This window comes from Streptomyces sp. ICC1 (assembly GCF_003287935.1).
Lineage (GTDB): Bacteria > Actinomycetota > Actinomycetes > Streptomycetales > Streptomycetaceae > Streptomyces > Streptomyces tritrimontium.
On record NZ_CP030287.1, the window covers coordinates 5,247,887 to 5,270,114 of the forward strand.

General features: G+C 73.9%; 11 protein-coding genes and 2 pseudogenes. 5 read left to right on the forward strand and 8 right to left on the reverse strand.

Annotated elements, in window-relative coordinates:
* Positions 1–47: 47 nt before the first annotated feature.
* Together DRB96_RS24785 and DRB96_RS24790 are read right to left on the reverse strand one after the other, a co-directional pair.
* Positions 48–1,844 (reverse strand): trypsin-like serine protease, encoded by a 1,797-nt coding sequence (locus tag DRB96_RS24785; protein ID WP_162688703.1) that lies wholly within the window; start codon positions 1,842–1,844, stop codon positions 48–50.
* Between the two features lie 151 nt (positions 1,845–1,995).
* On the reverse strand, positions 1,996–2,394 hold the full coding sequence (locus tag DRB96_RS24790; RefSeq protein WP_112453685.1) for a hypothetical protein: 399 nt from the start codon (positions 2,392–2,394) through the stop codon (positions 1,996–1,998).
* Between the two features lie 611 nt (positions 2,395–3,005).
* On the opposite strand from DRB96_RS24790, the gene DRB96_RS24795 reads away from it, so the two are divergent.
* The 5 genes and pseudogenes from DRB96_RS24795 to purU all read left to right on the forward strand — a co-directional run.
* Positions 3,006–6,353, forward strand: a complete 3,348-nt coding sequence (locus DRB96_RS24795; protein ID WP_112450453.1) for an ALF repeat-containing protein — start codon at positions 3,006–3,008, stop codon at positions 6,351–6,353.
* A 173-nt stretch (positions 6,354–6,526) separates the two neighbouring features.
* Entirely contained in the window at positions 6,527–7,549 is a 1,023-nt protein-coding gene (locus tag DRB96_RS24800; RefSeq protein ID WP_112450454.1) for an iron chelate uptake ABC transporter family permease subunit, read from the forward strand.
* Between the two features lie 86 nt (positions 7,550–7,635).
* Positions 7,636–8,640 carry an iron chelate uptake ABC transporter family permease subunit gene (locus tag DRB96_RS24805; protein WP_112453686.1) on the forward strand — a complete coding sequence of 335 codons (1,005 nt, stop codon included), beginning with the start codon at positions 7,636–7,638 and terminating at the stop codon, positions 8,638–8,640.
* 71 nt (positions 8,641–8,711) lie between these two features.
* Positions 8,712–9,533: an ABC transporter ATP-binding protein gene (locus DRB96_RS24810; RefSeq protein WP_112453687.1), complete on the forward strand. Its 822-nt coding sequence runs from the start codon at positions 8,712–8,714 to the stop codon at positions 9,531–9,533.
* Positions 9,534–9,558: 25 nt separating this feature from the next.
* Positions 9,559–9,684: pseudogene (gene purU / locus DRB96_RS44920) on the forward strand (formyltetrahydrofolate deformylase); the annotation flags it as partial.
* On the opposite strand, the pseudogene DRB96_RS44925 reads toward purU, so the two are convergent.
* The 6 genes and pseudogenes from DRB96_RS44925 to DRB96_RS24845 form a co-directional block, all read right to left on the reverse strand.
* Positions 9,679–9,969, reverse strand: a pseudogene (locus DRB96_RS44925) (hypothetical protein); the annotation flags it as partial. The pseudogenes purU and DRB96_RS44925 overlap by 6 nt on opposite strands.
* On the reverse strand, positions 9,966–13,721 hold the full coding sequence (locus DRB96_RS24825) for a DUF5682 family protein (RefSeq protein ID WP_112453688.1): 3,756 nt from the start codon (positions 13,719–13,721) through the stop codon (positions 9,966–9,968). The pseudogene DRB96_RS44925 and the gene DRB96_RS24825, both read right to left, overlap by 4 nt.
* Positions 13,722–13,812: 91 nt before the next feature.
* Complete coding sequence (locus DRB96_RS24830; protein WP_112450455.1) at positions 13,813–15,003, reverse strand: AAA family ATPase; 1,191 nt, start codon at positions 15,001–15,003, stop codon at positions 13,813–13,815.
* Positions 15,000–19,982: a hypothetical protein gene (locus DRB96_RS24835; RefSeq protein WP_112450456.1), complete on the reverse strand. Its 4,983-nt coding sequence runs from the start codon at positions 19,980–19,982 to the stop codon at positions 15,000–15,002. Before DRB96_RS24835 ends, DRB96_RS24830 begins: the two co-directional genes overlap by 4 nt.
* Entirely contained in the window at positions 19,979–20,833 is an 855-nt protein-coding gene (locus DRB96_RS24840) for a DUF4132 domain-containing protein (protein WP_112450457.1), read from the reverse strand. The genes DRB96_RS24835 and DRB96_RS24840 overlap by 4 nt, the downstream gene beginning before the upstream one ends.
* A 399-nt stretch (positions 20,834–21,232) precedes the next feature.
* Entirely contained in the window at positions 21,233–21,814 is a 582-nt protein-coding gene (locus DRB96_RS24845) for a dihydrofolate reductase family protein (RefSeq protein WP_112453689.1), read from the reverse strand.
* Positions 21,815–22,228 lie beyond the last annotated feature (414 nt).

The window sequence follows — 22,228 nt, forward strand, 5'->3', positions numbered from 1 at the left end:
CTTCGGGAGCACCCCGGTGGGCGCTCCCGAAGTCGGCGGGACCGGGGTCAGTGGAGTCGGATGGCGTTCCAGTCCCAGCCCGCGCCGGCCGGGACGACGGCGCTGACGGTGAAGGGCTGGATGTGGCCGGCGGAATCCGCCCGGCCGGTGAACATCCGGATGGCACCATCCCCGAACCGGTACATCATGCCGATGTCGGTACGCCGGTCGCCGTTCAGGTCACCGGCGACGAGCTTCATCGACGCGCGGTCCCAACTGTTCACCGGAACCGTGTAACCGAGCGTGAAGTCGTCGAACCCGCCCGAGGAGTTGCCCAGCGAGGTGTAGAAGCCGATCGCACTGTTCGCATGGTGGTAGACCATCACCGCGTCCGAACGGCCGTCACCGTTGAAGTCCCCGGAGTGCAACTCGATGGCGTTCCAGTCCCAACCCGCACTCGCCGGAACGACAGCACTCACCGTGAACGGCTGGATGTGACCGGCCGCATCGGCCAGGCCCGTGAACATCCGGATCGAACCATCCCCGAACCGGTACATCATGCCGACGTCGGCACGCCGGTCGCCGTTGAAGTCACCGGCGACGAGCTTCATCGACGCACGGTCCCAACTGTTCACCGGAACCGTGTAACCGAGCGTGAAGTCGTCGAACCCGCCCGAGGAGTTGCCCAGCGAGGTGTAGAAACCGATCGCACTGTTCGCATGGTGGTAGACCATCACCGCGTCCGAACGGCCGTCACCGTTGAAGTCCCCGGAGTGCAACTCGATGGCGTTCCAGTCCCAACCCGCACTCGCCGGAACGACAGCACTCACCGTGAACGGCTGGATGTGACCGGCCGCATCAGCCAGGCCCGTGAACATCCGGATCGAACCATCCCCGAACCGGTACATCATGCCGACGTCGGCACGCCGGTCGCCGTTGAAGTCACCCGCGATGAGCTTCATCGACGCACGGTCCCAACTGTTCACCGGAACCGTATAGCCGATGGTGAAGTCGTCGAACCCGCCCGAGGAGTTGCCCAGCGAGGTGTAGAAACCGATCGCACTGTTCGCATGGTGGTAGACCATCACCGCGTCCGAACGGCCGTCACCGTTGAAGTCACGGGGGGTGGTCGTCCGGACCGTCTCCTGGATCCAGCCGTTCAGGTCGTCGGCACGCGCGCTGAAGGCACCGGTGCGCGCTTCCGTGGCGGGGGCGCCGAGGCACCCTCCCTGCCAGGAGCGGCTGTTGATCCCGATCAGTTCGCCCGCGGGGTTGAGCAGGGGGCCACCGGCATCCCCTTTGCAGATCACGTCGGCGCCCTTGCCCGTGAGGGTGAGGGACGTGGCGTCCTTGGTGCCGAGGGTGAAGGTGCCGGTGTGGATCTTGTCGGGCACCCACTCGGTCTTGGTACGGCCGAACCCCGCGGCCGTGAGGTCGCCGGTGAGGGCGGGCGCCGCGGCGCGTTTGACGGGCGCGATGCCGTCGACGGGTGTGGCGAGGCGGGCGAGGGCCAGATCGCGGTCGGTACGGGGCGCGAGGTCGGCGACCTCGACGGTGCGGCCGTCGCCCAGTGTCGCGGTGCCCTTGAGCACGGGCCTGCCGGCCGGGACCGACGCGCCGGGGGTGGCGGCGAAGCAGCTGGCGGCGGTGGCGATCCATGACCGGTCGACCAGGACGCCGGTACAGGAACGGGAGCTGCCCTCTTCGCCGATGGTGAGTTTGACGAGGGAGGCGAACTGCCCCGTGGCGGCTTCCGGGCCGGTGGCCGCAAGGGCGGGGGACGAGCTGAGCAGACCGGCCGAGACCGCGAACGCGGTGACGAGCGGCCCTGCGATCCGCGTGGGGCGCGGGCGGGGAGCGGGCATCAGGTTTCCTTCGCTTGTGCAGAAACGTGGGACACCGTTCGGCATGAATGCCAGGGCGGGACGGAAGTCTCCGACAGATCCGATGCGGGGAGTGTGGGGAGTGTGGGGAGCGTTGAATTGCAGGAGAATTGAACCGGCTCACACGGCGCTGCTACTTCACCGTCTTTATTTCCATGAGCATGAAGTCGCGCCCCTGTTCGTCCGCGCTCTCACCCACCGGCGTCCACGCGTTCTTGTTCACGTCGTACGCCTTTTCTTCGTCACCTGTGACCATGTCGACGTGGGTCGAGTAGCTGTTGCCCTTGATCGCGAATACCGCGGGAATCTCCAGCGCCAGGTAACCGGTGGTCCCGGTGGCGCGGAAGCAGATCTTGTCGTTGGCGCGGGACCAGACCTCGAGCTGATCGGCCGCGCTCCCGCAGTCGGCGAGGAGGATGTGGCCGTCACCGCGCTTGAGCGTGATGCCGCGCTCCGCGAGGATCCTGTCCGCATGGGGATAGCCGAAGTCCTCGATGGCATAGCCAGGGCCTTCGTCGGCGACGGCCGTCATCGCGGAGCCGTGCGGGGAGGCCCCGCCGGTCGAACCGCCGGCGAACTCGATCGCGACCAGGGCGCCCGCGCCCACGGCCGCTCCAAGGCCCCGGACAATCTTCTTCTTCCGTACCCTCATCACCTTCATCGCTGTCCCAGTCGTCGGTTCGGGAGAACCCGAACGAGTGTCATCGCGGACGTGAAATCCTCCGCTCAGCCAAGGAGGGGGAAGGACCCGTCCGAGAGTTCATTCCCCAGGGGGGGAGCCCCCGCTGTCGAATGGATCCTAGCCTCGCTCTAGCGGGTTCTGAAACGATCGAAAACGGACACCGGGATAGGACTGTAGGCCCTTTATGGGCCGCGTCGAGGCATCCTGTACGGACTACTGAGTTCCGCATCGAAGGCCGGACGGCCACCTGTGTATTCGGCTGAGGATTCGGTCGAATCCGCGGATTCACGGAATCCCTATTCAGGGCAATGCTTTCGCTGTATGGTCGCGCTGCGCCCCCTTTCACCCTCCCCGACTTCCCTGCGGGGTGAGGGACTTGGGCGTGGCGAAGCCCCCATTCCGTCCGGCGATGTGTCGCCGCGCGTGCGCGGCTCGGCGGGCGCTGACACCGAAGGACCGCTTTGGACACCATCTTTTGGAGCAGGCGTCGTATTCTCGGCGCCGCCGCGGCCACCATGACCGCCGCCGCCTCTTCCAGCCTCGTGCTCAACCCCTCGACGGCCTGGGCCGCGACGCCCTCGCAAGCCGCCGACGACGGCGACCCGTTCGGCCTGCCCGACACCGATCGGGCCAAGGCGGTCAGGGCCTGGCTGCTGGGCGGCCGGGCAGTTCGCGCCTCCGCCGCGACGGCGCTGGCCGGCACGGACGCCGACGTGAGGAACTTCCTGGCCGTCAGGCTCCCCGCGGACACGGCCACGGACAACCGCGCGGCGATCGTCACCTCGCTGGCGGTGGCCGGCAGGGGGAACCGGCGCGAGGCGACCGCCGCGCTGGGCGGCGGGGACTCCGCCATCGCCGGCTATCTCGCGGGCGGGTACAAGTCCGCCCTGATGGAGGACTTACGGGTGGCCACCACCACGGTGATGGCCGTGGGCGGCAAAGCCGTCAACCGCGAGGGCAACACGGCCCTGAACAACGGTTCCCAGTCGGCGCTGGAGTCGTTCCTCGGCGATCGCGAGTACCCGGCTCGCGTCGAGGACATGCGCGTGGATGCCTCCAAGCTCTCCTTCCAGGCGGGGCCTGAGGTGCAGAAGTACGCCTCCCGGGCGCTGTCCGGCAGCGACAAGGACCTCGAGTGGTTCCTCGAGACGGGCCAGCACATCGCACGCGCCCGGGACCAGGAGGCCATGAAGATCCAGGAGCTCGTCGCCGTCGTCCAGCGCGAGGGCAAGCGGGCCGACGCCATGACGAAGCAGGCCGAGGAGGCCTGCGCCCGCGCGGTGACGGCCGCGGCCCAGGCCAGGGAGATGGCGGAGCGGGCCGCCGCCGAGGCCCGCGCGGCTCAGGAGGACGTGGCCAGGGCCGCCGGCGCGGCACGCAAGGCGGCCGAGGCTGCCTCCGGGGCCGCCCGCGCCTCGCGCGTCGCCATCACCGCCTCGCAGGCCGCGGTGCAGGCGGCCCGGCGCGCCGGGTACGCGGCGGCGGCCACGAGCGCGGCGGCCGCCAACGCCGGAGCCGCCGCGACCCGTGCCTTCAACGCGGCCCTCGACGTGTCCCGGGACGCTTCCCAGGCGCAGAAGGCCAGGGAGGCAGCGGTCGCCGCCCGTACCGCCGCGGCCCAGGCACGCAGCGCGGCCGTGGCCGCCGAGGGCGCGGCGGCGGCCTCGGACCAGGCCAGGATCGCCGGCGACTGGGCCGCGGCGGCGGCCCGTGACTCCGCCGCCGCCGCGAGGGCCTCTGCGGACGCGGCCGACGCCTCCGGCGCGGCGCAGCACGAGGCGGCCAACGCCCGGCGCGAGGCGCAGATCGCGAGCGCCAACGCCCAGATCGCCACCAACGCGGCCGGCAACGCGGTGCGGCTGGCCAACACCTCCGCGCAGGCGGCGCGCACCGCACGCGACGCCGCGAACGGCGCGGCCGGACATGCCGAGAAGGCCGCGGCCGCGGCCGACTGGGCGGTCCAGTACGCGGGCCAGGCGGTGGACTACGCGAACAAGTCCACCGAGTTCGCCAACGAGGCCAGCAAGGCCGCCGACCTCGCGACCGACGCCGTCACCCAGGCCGTGGCGGTGGAGAAGGCCGCGCGGGACGCCGAGGGGCAGCGCCTGGAGCAGGACCTGCGGCAGGCGGTCGAGGAGATGCGCCTGCTCGCCCGGTTGGACGCGGAGCAGCGGGCGGAGTACACGGGCAAGCGCACCGAGGCCGAGCAGACGACCCAGGCCGCGAGGGATCTGGTCGCGCGTGCCGGGGCGGCGCTCCGGGCCGGTGACACGGCCCTCGCCACCACGACGGGACGTCAGGCGGCCGTGGCCGTCATGGATGCGCGCGGTACCTGGTCGCGGCAGGCGGCCCGGTTCGCCCTGGCCGGCACGGAGGCGGACGTCCACATCTGGATCGACGCCGACCGGCTGATCGCGGAGCGCCTGGACGACCGGGAGCGCGCCCTCTACCTCGCCAGGAGGAGTTCCCCGGGCGTCATCGACGCGGCGGGCAAGGCCCTGGCGAGCACCGACCCCGACGCCACGGCGACGTTCCTCGGCACCGGCGTCGTACAGGCCGCGGCCATGGACAACCGGGTCGCGATCTCCCGCATTCTGGCCGGCCGGCCCGGCCGGGCGGTGGCGAAGGCGGCGAACGAGGCGCTGGACGCCGGGTCCGCCCAGGCCCTGTACGGGTTCTTCAGCGCCTCCTTCGAGGCGGCTCAGCGGGAGGACGACGCGGTCGCCACCGCGACCCTGCTCGGCACCGCCGGCCCCTACACCAAGGCGCACGCCCAGGCGGCGCTCGAAGGACCGGCGTGGATCCGCCGCAACTTCATCGCCTCGGTCCAGCACCGGACCGCTGAGCTCGACCACGACTCCGCCACCCACATCGCCGCCATGCAAGGGGCGATCAGCGCCGCCGCGAAGATCGCCCACAAGGCGCAGGAGGACGCCGCCCGCGCCCAGGAGGCGGCGGCCAGGGCCCGCAACGCCGCGGCGGAAGCGGTCACTTGGGCGGACAAGGCGCTGAACTGGGCGGCGCAGGCCGCCTCCGCCGCGCGGCAGGCGGACTCCTACGCGGACTCCGCCGAGAAGTCGGCCCAGGACGCGCGGGTCTCGGCCGGCAAGGCGACCCAGGCGGCCGCCACCGCCCGGACCGCCATGCGCTCGGCGAACTACTCCGCGAACCGCGCGGTCGAGTCCGCCCGCAGCGCCGTCGCGTCCGCCAACGCCGCCCAGGCGTCGGCTGCTTCCGCGTACGCGACCTCCCTGCACGCCGACGGGGACCGCGTGGCCGCCGCGGAGGCAGCGAGTGCGGCGCAGACGATCGAGAAGGACAAGCGGAGGAACGAGATCGGGGAGGAGGTCAGGAAGGCGCTCGAGGAGGCCCTCAAGGCCCGGGCGGAGGGGAAGAACCCGGCGGACAGCCCTGAGAACGACTCCGTGGGCGGTGGTCTTCCCCAGTGGCAGCAGGACGCCCGGACGCTGGCGAACATTCTCGAATGGGCCTCACTGGCCACCTCGGTGGCCGGCACCGGACTGGAGATCGCCGGCGTGTGGTTCCCGCCCGCCGAAGTGGCGGGCCTCTACTTGAGTTTCACGTCTGTGGGCCTCTCCCAGCTGTCGACGCTGTTCACCGGCATCGGCTACGGGTTCACGAGCAGCGAGTTCCAGCACGCGATCGGGAACTCGGTGCTGCACCTCGTGACGTTCGGCCAGTCCCAGTGGATCAAGAAGCTCGACGCCGGCAAGGTCCTCACCGCGATCGAGGTCGGCGTACACGGGTCCCTCTCGGTGATCACCAGCGGCCTGCACCTCTTCGGCTGAGACCCGACCGCTCGGTTCGCCGTGTCCGGTGTCCCAGAAAGGCAAGGCACAAAGGCCCCAAAGAAGGGACCAATGCCCGGCCGGGGCACCGGAGAGCCGTTGTTAGGGTCGCCTTACCAGTCGAACGCAAAGGGGTTGGGTGCTGCCTTCCCGAGCAAAGGAGCAGGTGGGGCATGCACGGACGCCATCGGGCCCGAGGGGCCGCCGTTCGCGCGTTGGGCCTCGTCGCGCTGCTCGCCCTTCTCCTCCTCACGGTCTGGGCGAGCCTGATGGTCGGCTCCGGGCGGGTCGCCGCCGCGGACCTGCTGCCCGCGCTCCTGCACCCCGACCGGACGGACAAGGCGCACCTGATCCTGCTCGAGGTCCGGATCCCCCGGACCGCCGCCGGCGTACTGGCCGGAGCGGCCCTGGGGCTGGCCGGCGCGGTCATGCAGGGCATCGCCCGCAACCCGCTCGCGGACCCGGGCATCCTCGGCGTCAACGCGGGCGCTTCCGCCGCCGTCGTCTTCGCCCTCTCCGTCCTGGGCATGACGGATCCCGCCCACTACATCTGGTTCGGGTTCCTCGGCGCCCTCGTCGCCTCCCTCCTCGTGTTCGCCATCGGCTCCCTCGGCCGCGACGGTGCCACCCCCGTCAAACTGACGCTGGCCGGCGCCGCGACGAGCGCGGCCCTGCTCTCGCTGACCACGTCCATGCTGCTGACCGACTCCAAGTCCTTCGACCAGTACCGGTTCTGGCAGGTCGGTTCACTGACCGGCCGCGAGCCCGCCGTCCTGTGGCAGGCCCTTCCGTTCATCGTCGCCGGCGCCCTCCTCACACTGTTCCTGGGCTCACGGCTGAACGCCCTCGCCCTCGGCGACGACATCGCCCGGGCCCTCGGCCAGCGCGTGGGCCCGACCCGTGTCGTCTGCGCGGTGGTCGTGGTCCTGCTGTGCGGCGCCGCCACCGTCGTCGCCGGTCCCATCGCCTTCCTCGGCCTGGTCGTCCCGCACGCCGTCCGCCTGTGCACCGGCCCCGACCACCGCTGGATCCTCCCGTACAGCGCTCTGGCGGCTCCCGTACTCCTGCTGACGGCCGACATCGTCGGCCGGCTCATCGCCCGGCCCGGCGAGGTGCAGGCCGGCATCGTGACGGCCGCCATCGGCGCCGTCCCCTTCGTCCTGCTGGTCCGCCACCGGAAGGCGGCCGGACTGTGACCGCGTCCCCGAACCTCCCGACGGAGGCCTCCGTGTCCCACGCCGATCCGGCGTCCCGCGCCGCCGCCGTCGCCGGCCTGCGCACGATCCGCCGGGCACGGCGGGCCCGCGGCCTCACGGTCGGGCTCGTGCTGGCGGCCGCGCTCCTCGCCGTGTCCTGCGTCGCCCTCAGCGTCGGTGACCTCGACGTGCCCCTCCGCGACGTCATCGGCGCCCTCACCGGTGCGGCGGATCCCGGCGTCCACTTCATCGTGATCGAGCTGCGCCTGCCCCGGGTACTGCTCGGCTTGCTCGTCGGCGCCGCGTTCGGCCTGTCCGGTGCCCTCTTCCAAGCCCTGCTGCGCAATCCCCTCGCCAGTCCGGACGTCATCGGGATCAGCCAGGGCGCCGCCGCGGCGGCCGTCATGGCCTCCCTCGGGTTCGCGGTCAGCGGCATCGCCCTGTCCGCCGCGGCCCTGGCCGGAGCGCTGCTCAGTGCCGCCGCCATCCACGCGCTCGCCCGCCGGGGACACGTCAGCGGCGCGCGCTTCGTCCTCGTCGGGGTCGGCATCGGCGCCGCCTTGTCCAGCATCACCTCCTACCTGCTGACCCGGTCGCAGGTGGCCGAGGCCCAGAACGCCCTCCTCTGGCTCACCGGCAGCCTCAACGGCAGCACCCTGGCCCAGGTGTGGCCGCTCCTCGGCGCCCTCCTCGTGCTGCTGCCGCTCACCGCCGTCGCCGCGCGCGATCTGGAGGCGCTGCGTCTGGGCGAGGACACCGCCGCCGGTCTCGGAACCCCCGTGGCACGCTCGCGCCTCGCGCTGCTCGGCTGCGCGGTGGCCCTCGCGGGGGTCGCCACGGCCGCCGCGGGACCCGTGGCGTTCGTCGCGTTCGTCTGCGCCCCGATCGCCCGGCGCCTCGCCCCGGCCTCCGGCGCCGCGCTGGTGCCCGCCGCGCTCACCGGAGCGCTGCTGGTGACCGTCGCCGACTTCGCCGCGCAGCACCTGCTCTGGTCGAGCCAGTTCCCCGTCGGGGTCGTCACCAGCCTCATCGGGGCCCCGTACCTGCTGTGGCTGCTGGCCCGCGCCAACCGGACCGGGCGCCTCGGATGACTCCCGCCGCCGCCACGAAACCGCCCGCCCCCGAGCCCACCACGGCCGCACACCACGACGAGGACACCGACATGCCCTGCGGCGGACCCACTCTGGGCACCCGTGACCTCCGCCTCGGCTACGACGGCCGCGAGATCGTCCACGGCCTGACCCTCGACATCCCGCCGGGCCGGATCACGATGATCGTCGGCCCCAACGCCTGCGGGAAGTCCACGCTGCTGCGGTCCATGGCCCGCCTGCTGCCCCCGCTCTCCGGCAGCGTCCTGCTGGACGGCCAGGACATCCACACGCTGGCGACGCGCGAGGTCGCCGCACGCCTCGGCATCCTGCCGCAGACCCCTGTCGCCCCCGACGGCATCACCGTCGCCGACCTCGTCGGCCGCGGCCGCTATCCGCACCAGGGCTGGTTCCGCCGGTGGACCTCCGAGGACGACGCGGCCGTCGCCGAGGCCCTGCTGGCCACCGACGTCCTCGAACTCGCCGACCGGTCCGTGGACGAGCTCTCCGGCGGCCAGCGCCAACGCGTCTGGATCGCCATGGCCCTGGCCCAGCGCACCGACATCCTCCTGCTCGACGAGCCCACCACCTACCTCGACGTCAGCCACCAGCTCGACGTCCTCGACCTCCTCGTCGACCTGAACCGGGACCACGGCACCACGATCGCCGTCGTCCTCCACGACCTGAACCTCGCCTGCCGCTACGCCGACCACATCGTCGCGCTGCGCGACGGCCGCGTCATCGCCGAAGGCCCTCCGGCCGAGGTGGTCACGGAGGAGTTGGTGACCCGTGCCTTCGGCATGCGCTGCATCCTCGTGCCCGACCCCGTCTCGGGAACCCCCCTGATCGTCCCCATCGGCCGCCACCGCACGGACCGGATGGACCTGACGACCTGACGGACCTGACGGACCCGGGCAAGGGCCTGAGCACCACCAGGCGCACGCGCGGGGCGTGAAGCTGACCGGCGCGACCGCCCAGTACGTGAGGGCGAACCTCGACGAGGGCCCGATCATCGAGCAGGGGGTCGGGCGGGTCGGCCACGGGGTCGGCCACCGGTGCGGCGGACGCGATCGCCGCCCGGTGCAGGCAGCCCGGGGCGAGCAGGCAGCCGCAGCGGATGGCGTCCGCCGTGGTCACCACCCCGGCGGGGGCGTGGAGTTCCAGGCCGGTCTCGTCGTCGACCGCGATCCGTACGGTGTCGCCGTCGCGGATGACGGGCCGGTCGGCGATCTTGGTGATGGCGGCGTCGAGCCGCTTGCGCAGCCTGGGCGAGAGCGCGCCGACGATCTCGGCGGTCACGGCGGGCGCGACAGCGGGCAGGTGCTGGCTCATGCGATCTTCTCCCCTACCCAGCGGGCGAGTTCGAGCGGGCTGAGGGCGGCGACCGGCATCCCGGCGGCGACGAGCTGCCCGGCGACGCCGGTCGAGTACCGGGGGCGGCCGGCGTCGTCCAGGCTCGCGCAGCCGAGTACATGGCACCCGGTTCCGACGAGGGTGCGCACCTCGGAGAGGAGCCCGCCGACCGGATGGCCCTCCTCGAAGTCGCTGATCACGACGACCAGGGTGCGGGACGGCACGGTCACCAGGGTGCGGGCGTGGCGCAGCCCGGCGGCGATGTGGGTGCCGCCGCCGACCCGTACCTCCAGCAGCAGGGACAGCGGGTCGTGCACGTGGTCGGTGAGGTCGATGACCTCGGTGGAGAAGGCGAGGAAGTGGGTGGAGACGGTGGGCACCCCGGCCAGGACGGCGGCGGTGAGGGCCGACCAGATGGTGGAGGCCTCCATGGAGCCGGAGACGTCGGTGACCAGGATCAGCCGCCAGTCGGCGGCGCGCCGGGCGCGGGAGCGGAACACCGGGTGCTCGGGGATGACCTGGACGCTGCCGTCGGGGGCCCGGCGCGCGGTGGCGAGGTTGGCGCGCAGGGTGCGGGCCAGGTCGAGCTGTCCGCCCGGGCGTCGGCTCGGGCGGGGCAGCATCATGCCGGTCAGGGCGGGGCGCAGCCGGGTGGCCAGCTGCCGGGTGAGCTCGTCGACGAGTCGGCGGACCAGGGGGCGGAGTGCGCCGAGCCGGGCCTCGGGGAGGCCGCCCGCGTGCTGGAGGACCGTGCGCAGCAGGTCGACGGAGGGGCGGACGCCGGCGGGGTCGAGTTCGCCCAGGACGTCGCGGCGGCCGGACGCGGCGGCCGCGGCGAGGACCTCCTCGCGGATGCCGGGGCCGAACAGGGCGGACAGTTCCTCGGACCATTCGCGGACGCCGGGGTAGGGCGCCTGGCGGCCGCCGCGGTTGCCCGCGCCGAAATCGCCGCGGGAGCCCTCGCCGCGGCCGTTGCCGTACAGCTCGTCCAGCGCGGTGGCCAACGGTGCCGCCGATGGGGGCAACTGGTCGGTGCGGCGGCCGAGCACCAGCCGCCAGCGGTCGGCGGGGGCCAGGACGCGGTCCCGCGCGGGTGCGGCCTTCCCGACCGCTCCCCCGGACACGGCGGGCACCGCCGGGAAGGCTGCCGGCGGCAGACCGGCCCGCTGCGCGGCCGCGCGGTCAGCGGTCGCAGCGGCGTCCGGGGCCGGTGGCCGGCCGGGGGCGTGCGGTGGCGTACCGGTCGGATCGGGGGCCGTGGGCTCCGCCTGGGGGGCTGGTGACGGTTCGCCGGGGCGGTCATCGCGGTCGTGCGGCCGCGTCGCGGACGGTCCGCAGACGTCGGGACCCGCCGGGAGGGCGGGGGGCAGCAGGCCCAGCCGGTCCAGGGTCTCGCGGGCGGCGAGGTCGGCGCGGGTCCACAGCGCCAGCGCGGCCGGGTCGATGCCGTCCGTGTCGGTGACCCGGCCCCCGGCGTCGCCGAGCCGGTCTTCCACCGCCGTGAGCAGCCGGTCGCGGGCGGCGGGGCTGAGGGTGTCGAAGCCGCCGCGCAGTGCGGGCAGGCGGTCCAGGAAGGCGGTGTCTCCGAGGTCGGTGACGCGGTCCAGCACCGGGTCGAGGACGGGCGCCATGGTCTCCAGGAGTGGGCCGGCCGCGGTGAGCAGGCCGGTGAGGCGGGCGGTCAGCGCGGTCCGGGTGGCGGCGTCGGTGGCCGCGTCCACCCAGGACGCGGTACGGGTCCCGAAGGCGTGGGCGTCCTCGTGGCCGAGCAGGACGCGGACGGCTCCGGCCGCGGCGGACATCAGCGGCGAGCCGTCGGCGGCCAGCCGGGTGAGGGCGTCGGTGAGCCGGATCCCGCCGAAGACGTCCGCGCGGTGGGCGAGTTCGAGCAGTGCTCGGGCGTCGTCGGGGTCGTCGGAGCCGGTGAGGCCGTCGACCTGACGGACGGCGGCCGAGGTGAGCAGTTCGCCGACCGCCGCCGACCGTGCGGCGCGGGCCTGGTCCGGGCCGAGTCCGGCGACGTGGCCGGCCCGGATGCGGTCCAGCAGGTCGAGGGCGGCCAGCAGTTGGGGCAGCGTGCCGGTGGCCGGGACGCCCTCGCCCAGTTCGGTGAGGCGTTCGTCGGCCAGCGCGGGCAGTCCGCAGGCGGCGGCCTCCGCGAGGCCGTCGATGCTCTGGGCGGCGGTGGGCCCGCCGTCGTCCTGTTCGGCGCGGCGCCTTTCGCGCAGCAGGCCTTCGGCGGCCTGGGCCGGGGTGACGCCGCGGATTCCGGCGGCGGTGAGCATGGCGGCGGTGGCCGGGGTCCAGCGCACCTCCCACCGGGTGGTCACGGCCTCGCCGGCGCCCGCGCCCGTCACGGGCGTCGACGTGGCGTAGGGGATGCCGCAGACCGTCATCCGGCGCAGCAGGAGTTCGCGGCGGCGGTCGAGGTCCGAGCGCAAGGGGTCGAGCCGCAGGTCGCGGGCGGCGGGGCCCGTGTCGGCGGGGCCGGGCAGGCCCAGGGCCGCGACCTCGTCCTCCACGGCCGGTGCCAGACCGCTGCGCGGGGCGGCGGGCGCGGGCCGGCCGGAGCGGGTGCCGACCAGGACCCGTTCCAGCGACCGGGCGACGGCGCGCCCGCGGCCGAGCGGTTCGCCCTGGGCCAGTACGGTCTGCACGGCCTCGATGAGTTCGCCGCGGCCGGGCGCGGGCAGGCCGCGCAGCCGGGCGAGGTCGCCCGCCAGCCGGACGATCTCGCGGGCGTCCGCGGGCCCCGAGGGGTGGTCCTGCGCGCGCAGTTCGCCGCAGATCCGCACGGCCGTGGTGAGCAGTGCCTCATCGATGGCGGCCGGACGGCCCGCCGCCTCCAGGACGAGGTGCTGCCATTCGGGGTCGCGGATGCCGGCCGGGTAGCCGGACCGCTCGTCCAGCAGCGGATAGGTGTACGGGATGAGGGAAACGGTCCAGGCCGGACCGCTGGGGAGCGCGTCCGCGGGCGGCACCGGGCCGGTCCCGGGGCCCAGGCCGTCCAGCAGCGCCGGGGTGTGGAAGGCGCCCACGACCACGGCCGCCCGGCGCCCGGCGGCCGTGGCCTCGTCGATTCGGGCGCGCATCCAGCGCTCGCGGGCCAGGTCCGACTCGGCCACCGCCCCGGCCCGTTCGGCGTCGTGCCGCAGCGCCCAGCCCGTGAGCAGGGCGGCGCGGCGCAGCGCCTCGGGCGGGGAGCCGGGGGCGGCGGTTTCCACCAGGCGGTCCCACAGGTCCTCGCCGGGACGGCCGGTGAGGCGGGCGGTGAGCGCCTCGCGCAGCCCGGGCCCGTCGTGGCCCGCCCCGGCCGGGCACCGGGGCTCGTGCCGGGGCTCGTGCCGGGGCCCGTGCCGGGCCGGGTCGGACAGCGGCAGGTCGCAGGCGATCACGGGGATGCCGTGGCGGGCGGCCCAGCGCAGGGCGACGAGTTCGGGGGAGAAATCGGCGAACGGGTAGAAGGCGGGCCCGCGCCCGTCCCCGCCGCCGTTCCCGCCGGAGGTGGCGGGGACGGCGGCCAGGGCGACGGGGGCCCGGGTGTCGGCGTGGGCGAGCCAGGGCAGCCACTCCTGCAGATCCGCGGGCAGCTCGACGAGCAGCACCTCGGGCTTCGCCGCGTCCAGCAGTTCCGGCATGACGGCGGCGAGCGACGGCGCGTGGTGGCGGACGCCGATGAGGTACGGGGCGGTGGGGTCGGTCAGGGCCTCCACCGCCTCGTCCGGAGTCATGGCCGGGGCGGTGGAGTCGTACGGGGCAGTGGAGTCGTACGGGGCGGTCGAGGCTTCCGCGGCGGCGGCCGGAGACGGAACGGTCATGGCGTCAGCTCTCCAGGACCGGGCGCAGGTCCCACAGGGTGCGCCAGGTCGCCGAACCCTGCTCGGCGCGGCGGCGCACCGCGCCGTCCCAGTAGCCCAGCAGCCGGGCGGCGTCGGCCGGGTCATCCTTGCGGACCACGCCCAGCAGGTGTCCGGCGAGCAGGGACAGCACGTCCCGGTCGCCGGGGAAGTACGCGGCGGCCAGGGCCAGCGAACCGGCCACGGACACCGCCTCCGCGGTACTCATCACCGTGGACGGGCGCTCGACCTCCCAGCCTTCGGCCGACCGCCCGTCCCGCAGGTCGCGGAAGGCCGTCACGAGGGCTTCGAGGATCGCGTCGTCCACCTGGAAGGGGGCTCCGGCCCGGGTGACGGCCGCGTGGGCCTGGCGGCGTACCAGGGCGGTCTCGGCGTCCAGATCGCCGATGGGGCCGACGGTCTCGAAGTTGAAGCGGCGCTTGAGGGCCGCGGACATCTCGGAGACGCCCTTGTCGCGGAGGTTGGCGGTCGCGATGAGGGTGAAGCCGGGTGCGGCGTGGGCGAGGGCGTCGGCGCTGCCGGCCAGTTCCGGGACGGCGATGCGCCGTTCGGACAGCAGCGAGACCAGGGCGTCCTGGACCTCGGGCAGGCAGCGGGTGATCTCCTCGACGCGGGCCACCGCGCCCCGGGTCATGGCGGTGAGGACCGGGGAGGGCACCAGGGCCTGCCGGGTGGGGCCCTGGGCCAGGAGCAGCGCGTAGTTCCAGCCGTACTTGAGCTGGTCCTCGGTGGTGCCCGCGGTGCCCTGCACCACCAGGCCGCTGGTGCCGCACACGGCGGCGGACAGCAGCTCGGAGAGCATCGACTTGGCGGTGCCGGGCTCGCCGACGAGCAGCAGCCCGCGTTCTCCGGCGAGGGTGACGACGCAGCGTTCCACCAGGGCGCGGTCGCCGACGAACTTCTGCTCGACGACCAGCTTGCGCGGGACGCCGTCGGGCGTCGCGGCGCCCTCGGGCAGCCGCAGGGCCTCGCCGCCGCTGCCCATCACGAAGGTGACGACGGCGCGCGGGCTCAGCAGCCAGGCGGGCGGCCGGGGGCCGTTGTCGTAGGCGGCGAGGAAGGCCAGTTCGGTGGTGTGACGGTCCTCGGGCGGGCTGACCTGCCGGGCGGGCGGAGGTACGGACGGGGGTGCGGAAACGGTGGTGTCGGTGGTCATCGGCGGCGGCCCTTCCGGGTGGCACGGGTGGTGAGTTCTTCGAAGGCGGGGGCGTCGTCGTCCTTGACACGGCCCCATGCGCGGGCGAACAGGGCGGGCACCGGCAGGTGTGGCACGGCCCGGGTGTGGTCGCGGAGCGGGTAGAGGGGTTCCTTCCAGGTCTCCACCGGCAGGGCAGGTGCCTTGAAGTCGTGCCAGCCGCAGGGCAGGAACAGGGTCCGGCCCGCACGGGACCGCTTGGCCTCCAGGACCAGGCCGGTGGCGGCCAGTTCGGTCCTGGCCTTCTTCGACCGGCCCGGCGTCCAGCCGGTCCACCGGGCGCGGTCGCGGTCGGTCGGGTCGGGCAGTGCGAGCAGTTGCAGGTAGAGCGCGGCCGCGTCGTCGCCCAGCCCGTGGGTCGCGGCCACCTCGGCGACCAGCTCCGGTACCGATCGGGCGGGGTCCTGGGCGTAGCCGGTGAAGCCGCCGGGAGCCGAACCGGCCAGGACGGCCTGTTCGAGGTCGTCGCCGAGCAGGGCCCGCACGGCCGCCAGGGAGTGGCCGCGGCCCGGGCCGACCAGCCCTTCGAGCAGCCCGAGGACGGGATCGTCCGCGCCGGTGATCCCGGCCGTACGCACCAACGTCATCTCGGTGTCGCCGTACCAGGGGCGCAGCACGAGGGCGTCCCCGAGCCGGGTGAGGCCGTCGGCCCCCGCCCCTCCCGTCGCGGGCATACCGTACGCGGTGCGCAGCGGGACCGCGGTCGCGGTGCCCTTCTCCGTCCACTCCACGTCCAGGTTGAGGATGAGGCCGGGGTCGGCCAGGCGCCGGCGCAGCGCGGCGAGTCCGGCCGGCAGATGGGCGCGCAGCGGATGGCCGTACGGCAGTCCGTAGGCGAGCCCGCTGAGCGCGGCCACCGCGCTGGTGAGGCGGCCGCCTCCCGGGACTGCGGCCGGGTCCTCCGCCACGAGGTGGCCGTCCTTGTCGAGCCGCATCGGGGTGGTGCGGCTGAGCCACGCGGTGCGATCGGGGTTGAGGACGGCTTCCGCCGCCACGGTGGTGACACCGGCCAGGACGTCTCCCAGGTCCTCCGGCAACCGCACCAGCGATCCCAGGCGCTCCGCCCAGGTCTTGGCGGCCGCCGCGGTGTCGGGGCCGGTCTCCCACAGGTCGGCGGGGTCGGCGGGCAGCAGCGCGTCCAGCAGCGCCAGCCGGTTGGCGCCGCCGAGCGCGCTCAGCCTGGCGTCGGCCCCTGCCGCCTGGCGGGCCTTGAGGCCGACCAGGGCCAGCCCTGCCGCGTCCGGTTCACCGGTCCCCGCCGCGACGAGCAGTGTCGCCTGTGCGGGCCCGATGCCGGTGGCGGCGTCGAGTGTGACGGGTGCCTCGGGCCGCCACGGCGCGGCGCCGCGCTCGCGGACGAGGCGGATCAGCGGGAGCAGGCGCTCGTGCGGGAGGGCGGGGGTGTACAGCTGGTCCTCGTGGTGGGTGAAGTCGGCGATCTGGCCGAACGCCCCTTCCGGGTCGTGGTCGAGGGCGAGCCAGTGGACGCGGTCGTCGCGGTGGGTGTGCTCCCGGCCGAGGATCATCACCGTGCGGTCGCCGCGGCGCAGCACCTGGCCGAGCCGCTGCTTCTGGCCGGCCTGCTCCTTGCTGTCCTCCTCGCACAGCAGGACCTGTCGCAGGGCGCCGGCGGGGTTGGCGAGCGGGCCGGTGGCGACCGCTTCCAGGAGGAGCAGCAGCGCCTCCCGGTGTTCGTCGGTGGTGGTGGGGGCGGCGGCGCGGTAGGCGAGGGGGCCCAGGGCGTCCAGGAACGGCAGCCAGGCCAGGTCGATGCCGGGGACGGTGCGGGTCTCGCTCGTCCAGCCGTCTCCGAGGGCCGGCAACGTGGTGGGGTCGGGCAGCGGCTTGCCGTCGGCGGGCTTGCCGGACAGGACCTGGTTGACGGAGAGGATCTGCTGGAGTCCGCTCCACTTCGCCTCGTGCCCCCAGTAGCGGTATCCGCCCGGTGCGGCGATCCCGTCCACGGCGGCGGTCAGGGTGGTGTCGTCCCCGTGGACGGGCCGGTGGTCGGCGTACATCCCGTCGCCGTGCCGCTTCCCGCCGTGCGCCTTGTCCTGCGGGGGCGTGGCGTACGCGGCGGTGGCGGCGCGGTGGTGGGCGGCCGTCCGCACCAGTGCGCTCACGCCGGTGAGCAGCCGGGCGTCGGTCAGCGCGGGGAGCGCCGTGGCGACGGCTGCCTCGATGAGCTCGTCCGCGGTGGGGCCGTCGTACGACTTGTCGGCGGCGACCGCGGCCTTCCGCCCGGCCAGTGCCGTGTCGACGGCGTCGAGGAGGGTCGCGATCTGCGCGTCGGTGACCGCGCGCAGGGCGGCCGAGCCCCGCTCGTCGCGCGGGCGCAGGGCGTGCCAGAACGCGGGCGGCGGGACGTACCGGGTGCCGGCGGCGTACTCGCCGCCCTGCTCGCCGAGGGGGACCGATCCCAGCGCGTCGGTGGTGACGGCGCCCGCCGGATAGAGCTCGACGTTGCCGCCGACGACGGCGGCGAGGGGCGCGGCTCCACCCGGCAGCCGCAGGGCGCCCAGCGGTACGGGGTGGTCCCGGCGGCCGGGCGCGACGGCCAGGGTGACGGTCCGCCCGTCGGGGGTCCCGGAGGTGACGCGGCGGTCGGGGTCCTCGCCCTCGGTGCGTACCCAACGGCCCAGGACGGTGCCGTCGGTGCCCAGCGGCGTGGTCTCCAGGCCCGGGAGCAGCGGCAGGACCTCGCATTCCTCGGTCACGAGGCGGGCGCCGTCGCGGATTCCCGACTGCAGGAAGGCGGGCAGCGAAGCACGCCCGTGGGTGCCGCCCGCCGGGTCGTACTCGACCCAGCAGTGGTCGCGGCCCTGCTTGCCCTGGCGCCAGTGTCCGGTGCCGTCGCCCAGCACGGGGCGGGTGGACGGCAGGGTGGTGTCGCCGGCGTGCAGGGTGCGGCCGCCGGTGGCGCGGCCGCCGCCGGGCAGCGGCAGCGACGGGGAGCCGACCTCCTGCCCGTTCCACCACTGCGGCAACTGCTCGCCGCCGAGGGTGAAGGGTTCGGCGGGGCGGGTCGACCAGTACGCGCGCTGCTTGCCGTCCTCCGCCCAGATGACCAGCAGTTCGCCGTCGGTGTACCGGAAGCGGGGGCGCCGCCAGCGGTCCAGGTCGGCGGGCAGACGCAGGTCGTGTTCGAGCAGCACCCCTTCGGGGCCGACCACGACGGCCGTGTGGCGGTTGGCGAGGACCAGGGCGGGCCAGGCTTCGGCGACCACCATCCAGTGGTTCTGGTCGGCCCGGTCGGTGTCGAGGCGCCGGTAGGTCTCCTCCAGGGCGGGCCAGCCCAGTTCGTCCAGGACGCCGGCGCGCAGGGTGGCGCCGAGGACCGGCGCCAGGTCGTGAGCGGCGACCTCGGCGACGGCCTCCGGGTTGACCTGGCCGGCGACCGCGCGGAAGGACGACAGGCGCCGGAGCGCCGCTCGCGAACCGGGCAGTCCTGCCGCACCGGTGAGCTCCGCGGCGCGATCGCGCAGCCAGTCGTGGAGCACGGCGCCGAGCACCGGGTGGGCGGCGATCGCGGCGAGTACGGAATCGTTCAACCGATGGCCGTTCAGGCCGTTCAGCGCGTCGTACAGCAGTCCGCGGAAGCGGGGGCGGCCGGCGACGGCCGTCAGGTCGCGGCGGCCCGGGGTGTCGTCACCGATCCAGCGCTCCAGCGGGAGGTGGACGTTGGCACCCGCCGCCGGCTCGGTGACGGGGATGTCCCAGGCGACGCAGGCGTCGAGCAGGTCCAGGTCGGCCCCCGCGTGCCAGCGTCCTTGGAAGAGGTCGGCGGGGCGGCCGTCGGAGCGCAGCCGGGGGGCCATGCGCTCGACTAGGGCGAGGGTGCGCGCGCAGCGCTGCGAGCTGGACGAACCGTGCTTGCGGTGCAGTGCCCAGCGGCTGAGCCAGTCCGCCGGGTCGACGCCGTCCGTGCTCCGCGCGTCGGTGAGCAGGGCGTCCGCGCCCGTCTCGGCGAGCAGCGACAGCCAGGCCTCGTCGGCCTTCCGGTCGTCGCCGAGGCCGGCCGGCATGATCTCCAGCAGGCGGGTGCGGATCTCCGGTCGTGCGGCGGCGAGCGCCACCAGGGTCGGGCGGTAGGCGGTCCAGAAGGACGCGGGGGCCCGGACGATGCTCGGTGAGGCGATCAGGTCGCCGACGAAGGCGCTCTCGGCGGTCTCCCGGTCCAGGCCCGCGGCCTTGATGAGCGCGCGGGCGTCCTGCGGCAGGGCGGCGTACGGCGCCATGCCCGCACCGCAGCGTTCGACGGCGAGCTGCCGGAACTGCGCCCAGGCCTCGGCCGGGTCGAGGCGGCGCGACAGGTCCTGCGCGTGGTCCTTGAGCGCCTTGACGGTCAGGGCACCGGCGAAGGCGAACTCCAGGAAGACCGCCCGCTGCCGCTCCTCGTCGACCGGCAGGCCGTGGACGCGCTCGGCGGCGCGTGCCTTGCCGAAGAGCGTCGCGGCGTAGGTGCTGTTGTCGTGCTGGAGGAAGACGCGCGCGGCCTGCTCGTAGAACGTCGGCAGGAAGTGCGGTACGGCGCGGCCGAGCCGGGTGGCGAGTGCCTCGAAGCCGTCCTTGGCGGCGCCGGCCCGGGACTTGGCCTGGCGGGCCAGCCGTTCCATGTCCTTGACCAGGGCCAGTGCGTGGTGGCCGTTGGCCGGATCGTTGACCAGGGCCCAGGCGGGGAAACCCAGCGTCTCGCGGCGCACCTGCCCCACCTCGGGGGCGTCGGGCTCGCGGGCGAGTCCGAGGAAGTCCAGTGCCAGGTCCTCGGCCTCGCCCAGGGTGCCCGCCACCAGGCGCACCACGCGCCGGTCGTCCAGGGCCGGGTGGGTGTAGGTCCGGGCGGTGAGGCTGTCGGCGTCGTCGCGGGCGACGGTGCCGGCGCGCAGGATCGCCCCGGCGTCCAGCAGGGCCGCGGCCCGGGTGGTGGTGTCGGTGTTCATGCCGCCTGCTCCTCGTCCTCGATGTCGCGTCCCGCGTACAGGGCCGCCGCCATGCGCATGCCTTCCGACCAGGCGACCGGGCCGACCTGTCCGGCGGTCAGGGCCCGGCCGGCGGCGTCGGTCCAGGTCAGCGAGCCGGTCTCGGTCCGCTCGTAGCTGTCGTAGTCTCCGATCCAGATGCGCGCCTCGACCGTCGCACCGTCCTCGACGACCGGGCAGACCGCTTGGCCGCCGCGGGCCCGGTAGCCGAGCTGGGTGGTGCGCCCGTGCAGGAACCGCAGTTCCTTGAAGGCGCCGCCCGCGTAGTCGTCGACCGAGGCGGTCTCCGGGTCCAGGTCCGCCGGGCGGTGCCAGACCTCGCGGAAGAGCTGCTGCACCCGCTGGTCCACGGTGAGTTCGACCGCGAACTCGCGAAGTTCTTCCAGGTCCGCCAGCAGCACCGGGTGCGGGATGCGGACCAGTTCGGGGCTGATGCGCACCGTGTCGCCGTCGAGGTCGACCAGGCCGAGGCCCCGGACGGGGTCGGCGTCGCGCAGGAATCCCGCGACTTCGCCGTCCTCACCCGTGACGACGAGGTCGCGCAGCGCGGAGCGCCAGGCCGTGTCCTGCCACACCTGGGCGATGGCCGCGACGGGGACGGGCAGCGAGCGCACCATCCAGCGCTCCACGTCGGTGACGCACTGGCGTTCGTGCCGGTCCAGCCACTCCACCAGCTGGCGCAGTCCGACCACGGCCGGGTCGTCCGCGAGTTTCCCCGGGACCGTCTTCAGCCGGCGACCCGCCGCGTTGCGGCAGACCACTTTCCCGTCGTCGAGGGCGACTTCGTAGTCGCCGGCCGGAACCCACCCCATGTGCTGTCTCCTCGGTCAGACGGCCTGGTCCGGGGCATGGCACGGCATGGCACACCCCCGTTCGCAGCGCCGCCGCGATCACGTTGGGGTGACTCTAGGGGCAGGCTCGGACAATGCTTCCGGCAGCACCACGGGGAGGGCGGATCACGCGTGTGAGGGTTCGTCCCGGCAGAATGTCTCGAGCAGAAGATCGAGCCGCCGGAGGTCGCCTGTGAGACGACTCTCGGCGTGGTGATGAAACCGGCAACCAGTGATCTTGAGTTGAACTTGCCACAGGTGAGGCGCTGGGGCGGATCGGCGTCGGCTGCCCGACCAGGGACAGCGATGCGCAACCGCAGCCGGAGGCCCGATCCTGTGTCACCGTTCGCAGTGGACTTCTTCGCGTACCCGCTCAGATCGTCAACGGCGCACCCGATAGCGCAGGTGAAGCACCCGGTTGCCCTGGATCACCACGTCGGGATCCTCCAACAGGTGCTGCGCGTGGACCGACCCGAAGTAGCGCTTGCCGGACCCGAACACGACGGGTACGACGTCCATGCGCACCTCGTCGATCAGGCCCGCGGCAAGCACCTGGCCACCGACGTCGCCAGCGGCGACCTCGACCAGGCGGTCACCCGCGAGCTCCTGCGCCTTGGCCATGGCTGCCTCGACGCCGTCGACGAAGTGAAACGGCGCCTCGGGGTCCCAGCCCTCGGGCTCCGGCCGGTGTGACACGACGACCACGTGGTCGATCCCGCCCGGAGGTTTCCCGTCCCAGCCGCCCGTCAGGTCGAAGACGTGGCGGCCGACGATCGTGACTCCGATCTGGTCCCAGTACGGCCGGGTGTAGTCGTAGGACGTCTGCGACACCTTCAGCGCGCCGCTCTCGTCCAACGGGACGTCACCGCTGGACAACCAGTCGAACAGCGGTCCGGGCTGGTCGTTCTCGTCCGCGACGAAGCCGTCCACCGACACCGAGCTGTACATGACCACCTTGCCCACGGGGCTCTCCTCTGCTTTGGGGTGCCCAAAATTAGCGTGCCGTGAGCTGCCGCTCTCGTAAGAAATCAATCGGCCGGCCGCAATGACGCTGCTCGTATGGCGGACCAGCCCCAGGCCAGCGGTCTCGCCAAGCCGTCGCATCAGCTCCTCCTCCAGCAGCGTCAGGATCTCGTGCGGTCCGTCCACCGCGGCGGCCTCCGCGGCGCCGAACAGAGCACCGTCGTCCTCGCCCCGGTCCTCGACTTCGTCACCGGGGTCGGCGCTCTTGGCTATCAGCGCCAGCAGCCGCGGGATCGTCTCGGCCGGGATCCGGGAAGAGATCCGGGCGGTCTGCGCCTGCTCGGCCTGCCGCAGCGCCGCCCCGATGATCCGGCGGATCCGGTCCGCGCCGGCAGTTTTGCTGGTCAGTAGCGG